Annotated in this window: 1 protein-coding gene and 1 pseudogene; both read left to right on the forward strand. The window is 67.2% G+C overall.

Annotated features, from left to right (window positions below; translation table 11 throughout):
• Nucleotides 1–111: 111 nt before the first annotated feature.
• A pseudogene (locus MOV75_RS38465) lies at nucleotides 112–351 on the forward strand (anti-sigma factor); the annotation flags it as partial.
• A 229-nt stretch (nucleotides 352–580) separates the two neighbouring features.
• Nucleotides 581–1310, forward strand: a 730-nt coding sequence (locus tag MOV75_RS38470) for an AraC family transcriptional regulator (RefSeq protein ID WP_247008052.1), incomplete at its 3' end; no start/stop codon positions are given.

Raw genomic sequence — 1310 nt, forward strand, 5'->3', positions numbered from 1 at the left:
CCTCGCCCTGTTCGGCATCATCGCAGCCCTGTTCGGCCCGGTGAAATACTCAATGCTGCCGGATCAGCTCCAGCTCGGTGAGCTCGCGACCGGCAACGCGCTGGTCGAAGGATGATCTCCGACAAGCTGCCGCGCCCGCGCTCGCTCGGCGTGATCAACGCCGGCGATTTCACCGCGCGGCCGCTGCTGGCCTCCTATGATGCCGAGGTCGTCAACGGCGCGACCTACGCCATCACCGTCGAGCAGGCCGGCGGCTCGCCAAGCGGCCAGCCGACCTCGTCCCCGGTGTTTTCCGGCAGGCTGATCGAGACCGTGCCGCAGTCCCAGCCGCAGGCGCCGGCGAAGAAATAGGCGTCGTAGCCCGGTTGAGCGAAGCGATATCCGGGACGTCTGTTCCCGCATGTCGCTTCGCTCATGCGGCCTACGACTTTGTCGCCACGGTCCATCCCGCCGTCGCATGCCGACAAGTCCGGCCGAATCCGCTCCCAATTTGAACCTCCCGGCCTTTCGCGGCGTCAAATCCCCGGAATTTGAAGTCGCGCCGCTGATCGCGCCGCCGGAAGAGGTCGAGAAAAATCAAATGGATGCAGCGAAAGCGCCGGGCATCTTCGTTCACCAATACACCGGACTGCCGCATGGCCCGGCGTTCGAGCAATGGCGCGAGCGGGCCTTCGGCTCCTGCGGCCTCGATATCGGGCCGAGCCATGGCGACAGCATCGATTGCCGGCTCCAGATCAGCGTGGTCGACAACATCGCGCTCGCCATTCCGGAAGGGGCCTCCGCGCAATATTCCCGCACCCAGAGCCACCTTGCCGACGGCAGCGACGACCTCGTCCTGATCGCCGCACATGCGGGCCTCGTCCGCGTCGGGCAGAACGGCCATACCGTCGAGCTTGCGCCCGCCCAAATGGTGCTCGTCGACATGAGCATCACGGGCAGCGTCGGCCACACCGACGAAGACCGCTTCACCAGCATCCGCATGCCGCGCCGGGCGCTGCTCGACATCAATCCGCGCGCCGAGGACAAGCTGTCGCAAGTGCTCTCGGACGGCGCGGTCGCCGAGACCGTCTTCCGCTACCATGCGCTCGCCGCCAACCACGCGCCGCATCTCGACGCGGTGGGCCAGCGCCTGACCGCGCAGCATATGGTCGATCTCGTCGGCCTCATGCTCGGCACCGATGCCGAGCATGCAAGTCTGGCACGCGGACGCGGACATGCGGCGGCGCGCCTCGACCTCATGCGTGCCGACGTGATGGCCGCGCTCGGCCGCAACGATCTCTGCCTGTCCGAGGTCGCGACGCGCTCGGGCT

This window comes from Bradyrhizobium sp. PRIMUS42, from assembly GCF_023006515.1.
GTDB lineage: Bacteria > Pseudomonadota > Alphaproteobacteria > Rhizobiales > Xanthobacteraceae > Bradyrhizobium.